The following is a 6,799-nucleotide window of genomic DNA, read 5'->3' as shown; positions in this document are numbered from 1 at the left end:
GTTTTAACCAGAGGTAATTATCAATTATCCATTATCAATTATCAATTAATGAACCGTAGATTGAGCATTTCAACTATTATTCAGATAGAGCAATCTATCATTCTAAAATGACTAGATTAAATTGAAATGCAGAAACTAAATTAAATTACAGGAACATAACGTTCTTTTTCAGGAACATCAGTGTACTCAGCCACAATTTGCCGGAACTCGTCACCATCAATAGTCTCTTTTTCAATTAACAGATCCACCAAGCGATCTATAACAACCCTTTGATCGCGCATCATCTGGCAAGCGTCCTCATAGCAATGTGCTACAATTGTACGAACTTGACTATCAATACGAGAAGCAATTTCATCAGAATATTCAGAACGAGTCATCATGTCGCGACCCAAAAACACCTCACTTTGTCCAGTTTCCAAAGACATCGGACCCAAATTCGACATACCATAACGAGTCACCATTTGACGTGCCATACCTGTAACCTGTTGTAAGTCATTACCAGCACCAGTTGTCACCTCAGCATCACCGAAAATAATTTTCTCAGCAGCGCGACCACCCAGGGCACCAGTAATGCGAGCCAAAATTTGCGACCTGGAGATTAAACCTTGCTCTTCATTAGGCATAAACCAGGTGAGACCGCGAGCTTGACCGCGAGGTACCAAAGTCACTTTTTGTACGGGGTCATGTTCTTTAAGTAGAGTACCAACAATAGCATGACCAATTTCGTGATAAGCAATAAGTCGCTTGCTCTTACCATCCATGAGCGGAGTACCTTCCATACCTGCAACTACTCGGTCTACAGCATCATCAATTTCTAGCATCGTAATTGCTTCTTTGCGACGACGAGCAGTCAAAATAGCAGCTTCATTTAATAGGTTAGCTAAATCTGCACCTGTAAAACCAGGAGTCCGACGAGCGATCGCGTCTAGAGATATTTCTTCACTTAGCTTCTTATCGCGAGAGTGAACATTTAAAATTGATAAACGACCCTTAATATCAGGAGCATCAACAGTAACTTGACGGTCAAATCTACCAGGGCGTAACAATGCAGAGTCTAAAACATCAGGGCGGTTAGTTGCAGCAATAATAATAATTCCACTGTTGCCCTCAAAACCATCCATCTCAGTTAGTAGTTGGTTAAGAGTTTGTTCCCTTTCATCATTACCACCACCGATACCAGCACCACGTTGTCTACCCACGGCGTCAATTTCATCAATAAAGATAATACAAGGGGCGTTTTCCTTAGCTTTTTTAAATAGGTCACGCACACGGGAAGCACCTACACCCACAAACATTTCCACAAATTCGGAACCAGAGATGCTGAAGAATGGCACACCAGCTTCACCAGCGATCGCCTTGGCCAACAAAGTTTTACCAGTTCCCGGAGGACCTACCAACAGCACACCTTTAGGAATACGTGCTCCCACTGCTGTAAATCTTTCTGGTTTTTTCAAGAAAGTCACAACTTCCTGAAGTTCTTCTTTAGCCTCATCAACCCCAGCTACATCATCAAATAGAACACCTGTTTTGGCCTCCATTGAGAAGCGAGCTTTAGACTTACCAAAGTTCATTGCTTGTCCAGGGCCACCAGGAACATTACTAGAGCGACGGAACAGGAAGAACAGACCCACAATCAATAAAACTGGGAAAATCAAATTTCCTAATAAACCCCATACTGCTCCTTCGTTGCGTGGAGGATGGCTATCAAAATTAATATTTGCTTCTCGCAGACGGGAAATTAGGTCTGGGGAATTAACAGGTAAATCTACCCTTAATCTTTCCACTTGGTTGTTCAGGTCATCTACAGCTTCCACAATAGCTGTACGACCACCATCATAGAGGTCTACGCTTGTAACTCGATCTGCTTGTAAGTAGTCCAAAAATCTACCATAGCTCATACGGGTTCTAGCAGCGTTGTTACCCATATTTACTGATGTTTGGGCAAATGTCCCTTGCCAGAGAAAAAAACCAATTACTAAAGCTGGCATACTCCAAAGTACAATGGTTCTCCAAGAAATTTTCATCTAAAAATGGCCTCTTTTAGTAAAATTGCATTAAATAAGGAAGAAATCTAATTTTCTACACTCATAATATTAACAAAATTTAACTTAACAATAGAGATTAGGGCAACTTTTATACTTTTAGCTATCTGAATGACTTGGGCAGGTATCCCGACTTGAAGCAACTGGCATGGTGTGATATTGCCTCCTTTCCTGCCGAATGTTGCGCAAACGGAGGAACTTTCCTACGGAATGCTACGCAAACGCTAACACTCAGTCGAGATAAAACTGACAAAATAAATACCTGTATTATGTGATTATATTTTTATGAAGTATTATCCAGTTGACTGGAATTTTTGAAGGTACTGTAACTCTAATCTTGTACAATTATTAATTTTGTCAGGCGATTTGAGTCGCTTAGTGCCGTTCATGCCGTTGGTCTTAATTCCTTAAATTATAGATATATAGATATAAATAGAAATTGAGGACTTTCAATAACGGTAGTATTGTGATTTAAGAGTTTAGTGAGGTAATAGAGCCTAATGGTAATTAAACAGCCAGCAGCAGCAGCAATGCTAACCCAGAAACCAGCCAATGTTAGTAAAAAAGCAATTCTTAGCGCGGACCTGGGACGAACAGCTACCAAAGCTTGTGTTAGTCGTACCCCAAATGGTGTAGTTTTTATTCCAGCTAATGTCAAACAATTAACTGTAGAACAAGTCAGAGCAGGTAATTTTGAGTCTAAAGCTACAGACCCTTTATTGGATATGTGGCTGGAATATCAAGGTGTTGGATATGCTGTAGGTCAATTAGCTGCTGACTTTGGAGCTAATCTATTTGGTGATGAACGATCTTTTGCTAAGTCTAAAGTTGAAGATGCTTTAATTAAAATCTTGGCCTGTGCTGGCTATTTTCAGCTCAAAGGAGAATTTTCGGTTGTGATGGGTTTGCCTTTCTATTCCCAAGAGCAATTTGAAAAGGAAAAGGCACAGATTATTAGCCAACTGCAATGTCCTCATCAAATGTCTTATCGAGGCGGTAAACCTGTAGAAATTAGAATTAACAAGGTTTGGGTCATGCCAGAAGGATATGGCAGCTTGCTGTGGTCTGAAGCTAATCATGGTAAAGAATTTCAGCCAGAATTGCCCAAATTATCCCTTGCTATTGTTGATATTGGCCATCAAACTACCGATTTCTTGATGGTAGATCGTTTCCGGTTTGCTAGGGCTGCTTCTAAGAGCGAACCTTTTGCCATGAGCCAGTTTTATGAAGATGTGGCTGCTAAGATTGAGGGAGCAGATTCTCAGTCTTTGTATTTGTTGGAAGCTGTCCATAAACCTGAAGGTCAACGTTCCTATCGTCCTAGAGGTGCAACAAAACCTATTAATCTAGACGGTATTGTACCTGAATTGCGTAAGGTTTTTGCGGCTAAACTTTGTGACCGTTTGATTAAGTGGATACCAGAAAGGGTGACTGATGTTGTTCTTGCTGGTGGTGGGGCAGATTTTTTCCGGGAAGATTTGCAAAAGCTAATCGAAGAGGCAGGTTTAAAAGCTCATTTGGCTCAACCACCTAGAGAAGCAAATGCTCTGGGACAATACATTTATGGGGAAGCTCAATTAGCAATATCCAAGTAAGTTGTTCCTTAGTGGGACATTAGATTCAAGATATTTGAGGCGATGTAGTAGAATATGAATCACCTCAATGTCAAAGCCCAATCTAAAATTGACTAGAACACTATATTTTTACTTTAGTTTTTTCTGTATCTGGAAGTAAAAAATAATGGGGACAGAGTAGAAAATAAATTTTCTTTGTCCCCTAAAAGCAAGAAACTAAAGTTGAATATTGGATGACAAACTGGATTATTATCTATAGCCGCTAAGATGTTCCTAAAACAAAACAATATTTACCAATGGATAATTGATAATTGATCATTAAATAGCAGTCAGCACTCAGCATGATTGACTTTTTTTACACTTAGGAGGGGATTTCAACTCCGACTCAACCATCCAGCGCTTGGGGTGGCCTTTTCTTTAACCCAAGGTCAAAAAGCTGTTCACGTTTCGCTTTTCGGCTGTCGCCGACATCAAACGCGACAGGAAAATAATTATTCATTATCGATTGTTCATTATCAATTGTTAAAGAGGTAATTATCCATTATTCATTATCCATTATCAATTAATTAGTAGAATACTTGATATTGTGCTTTGTCTAAGTTAATTAAAATATTACCCGATGTTGTGGGAAAAAAATCAGAAAAAAGAAGTATTTTTTACAGAAGAGGCAGCAGATAAGCAGTTGTTGGCAGCTATTGAAAAAGAGTTGAATTCCCAGAAATACCAAACTTTTAGTAATCTCTGTAAGCAAGCTCTATGGCAATTTTTGTACGTATCTTCGTCTACAGAATTAACTCAATCTGCGCCAAATTTGCAACGTCTAGAACATAGGATTTATGAGAAGCTTACCCAACATTTTTCTGAGTTGGAAAAAAAATTTGCTTCTAGTGAGTCGAATGAATCTAATCAGATAAGTCAATTAGATGACCTGAAAAAAAACTTGAGTCAAATGAATCAACAATTGGCTCAATTACAGTTGAATTTTGATGCTAAATTCCTTGAAGCTTTGCAGGCTTTCAAGACAGAATTGCCAAAAATTGAAGCAGCTATTAATCAAATAGAAGTACCTATTGTTAAGACTACTCAGGATCAAGAATTAACCTCTACTAAACCCACAGAAACAGAAGAAGATGCATCTATTGAAGAATCAATAACAGAATCAGATCCCTTGTTGCAGCGCTTGGGTTCTCTTATAGAAGATTTCTAATTAAGCTTCAATACACTTTTTGAAAAAATAATTAGTGGTGAGTTCAGAAAACTAACAGTCTAATAGTAAAAAAATGGGAGATGAATGAAAAGGCTTTTTTGTTGGTACGGAAAACTGACTTCAATATCCATAATATAGTATTATTTCAGATTTATTAAATAAAATTACAAGTAAATAGCTCGTTCAAAAATCAAGGATTAACAATTATTAATAATTTTGTAATGGTAGTATTAAAAACAGGATTCATATAGAATCCGGTAAAATAGTCGTCATTGCGACGATAGGAAGCAATATCGCCTCACCCCTGAGATTGCTTCCTTCCACGGAGTGACCGTCGCAATGACTTGGATATACTAATTATCCGGATTTTATATCAGATATGATGCTAATGATTCGATTGACTACACAAACTACTACCTAAAACTTGCAAGGGTTTAGACAACTAAATCCTACCATAGCAAACTTTTTTCTAATTGGTATTACTCATCATTCATAAAAATTAGTTAGGGGATTATCTTAAACTTTTGTTAGTACAAATAAACTTCCTTTATTGCCTCTTCCAATTCGTAAATCTTCATCTAAATATGTAATATCTAGCCATCCCTTTTGTTCACGATTTTGGATATCAAAATCAACGGCGGGAAATTTTGTTCCTGATTCTATTTCGGCAATTAAGCTGTTAGGTGATTGATAATCAATTAAACTTTGCAACCCCAAAATTGAACGATTAAATTTAACATTCACTCGTTTTTCCGAAACAATTTCAAATTCAGCAACAACACTAACAATTCCCTCTAAAAATGGTAAACCATATACTTCAGCAATGTTGTAGATTGCTGTATCTTCAATTCTAATACATTGATAAATATCGCCTAGTTTCAGGAAAGGAAAATTGTCAATGCGTAGTAATTCTTGACTAGAAGTATAAAGTAACCTCCAATTACCATTTAATAGTTCTTTTGCTTCAAAGGGGCGGAGGTTAGGATTGTAATCTTCTAACTGAGCGATCGCTGCCAAAATTTCTTTTTGATCATTTTTACTGGCTAGTAAACCGCGATTTTTGCCTGTAAGTATTTCAATTAATTTTGATTTGTATATCATAATTCCTGTTTATTGTCAATTTGACCTGAATTATTAAGGTGACAATCAATATTTATCTATAGTGTTAGAACATTAAGAAAATTTCAATCCTTTACAACTAATAGTTTTGACTTGAGCTGAATGCTGAATGCTGTTTCCGGAGCATTTCGGTACGGAAATTCTTAAAGCTATATTCTTCAGTGAAGAAAATTTAAAAAAGATTCTGTGGGTTATCCGGGTATCACCCAGTTTTGACGATATCCTTAACAGTAGCAAAAAATTTAGATCGGCTCACTACCTGGATGAATTTTAATCTGAATTCAACTAAAATTTTTAGATTTTAGATTATTGTTTGCTGCAAGATTATGATTTTATGCAAATAAATCCATCTAATCTATTAAACACGAACAGGAAAAATATTTATATATATTATTTACTGGAAAATTTCTGACAAAATCCCCTAAAATCCAAGAGACCGGATTAAGAAGATGAGTAAATCTAAAATATAAATATAAATATACGATAGACTGACTAAAATTCTTTGAGTTGAAGATATATGGAAGAAAAACAACAAACAAATAGTCAAGCACAACCTGGGGAGTCACCAACTACACCAGTTCAGGAAACAGTTCCACAACAACCTGTAGTCCCACAAACTCCAGTTCAGGAAACAGTTCCACAACAACCTGTAGTCCCACAAACTCCAGTTCAAGAAACAATTCCACAACAACCTGTAGTACCACAACCTGCAGTTCAGGAAACAGTTCCACAACAACCTGTAGTGCAACAACCTGTAGTTCAGGAAACAGTTCCACAACAACCTGTAGTGCAGGAAACAGTTCCACAACCTGTAGTGCAACAACCTGTAGTTCAGGAAACAGTTCCACAACAACCTG

5 protein-coding genes are annotated in these 6,799 nt (G+C 37.4%); 3 read left to right on the top strand and 2 right to left on the bottom strand.

Features of this window, described 5'->3' with window-relative positions; translation table 11 throughout:
• Window positions 1-140: 140 nt before the first annotated feature.
• On the bottom strand, window positions 141-2,024 hold the full coding sequence (ftsH2, locus tag ACP6PL_RS24915; RefSeq protein ID WP_426548022.1) for an ATP-dependent zinc metalloprotease FtsH2: 1,884 nt from the start codon (window positions 2,022-2,024) through the stop codon (window positions 141-143).
• 518 nt (window positions 2,025-2,542) lie between these two features.
• Between ftsH2 and fcmB the strand changes: the two genes are divergently transcribed.
• Both fcmB and fcmC read left to right on the top strand, forming a co-directional pair.
• A complete protein-coding gene (fcmB, locus tag ACP6PL_RS24910) occupies window positions 2,543-3,637 on the top strand; it encodes a filament morphology actin-like protein FcmB (protein WP_426548021.1) in 1,095 nt (364 codons plus the stop codon).
• Window positions 3,638-4,235: 598 nt separating this feature from the next.
• Complete coding sequence (gene fcmC, locus ACP6PL_RS24905; protein ID WP_426548020.1) at window positions 4,236-4,823, top strand: filament morphology membrane protein FcmC; 588 nt, start codon at window positions 4,236-4,238, stop codon at window positions 4,821-4,823.
• Window positions 4,824-5,339: 516 nt separating this feature from the next.
• Here fcmC and ACP6PL_RS24900 read toward each other — a convergent pair.
• The gene (locus tag ACP6PL_RS24900) at window positions 5,340-5,924 is read right to left on the bottom strand and encodes a PAP/fibrillin family protein (RefSeq protein ID WP_426548019.1); all 585 of its coding nucleotides are present in this window, start codon (window positions 5,922-5,924) and stop codon (window positions 5,340-5,342) included.
• Between the two features lie 535 nt (window positions 5,925-6,459).
• Here ACP6PL_RS24900 and ACP6PL_RS24895 point away from each other — a divergent pair.
• A partial coding sequence (locus ACP6PL_RS24895; RefSeq protein WP_426548018.1) for a hypothetical protein occupies window positions 6,460-6,799 on the top strand: 340 nt, incomplete at its 3' end.

Source organism: Dapis purpurea BLCC-M126 (assembly GCF_050015975.1).
In the GTDB taxonomy this organism is placed as follows: Bacteria; Cyanobacteriota; Cyanobacteriia; order Cyanobacteriales; family Microcoleaceae; genus Trichodesmium.
The sequence above is the reverse complement of the archived record's forward strand: the minus strand, read 5'-3'. Positions and strand labels throughout refer to the sequence as shown.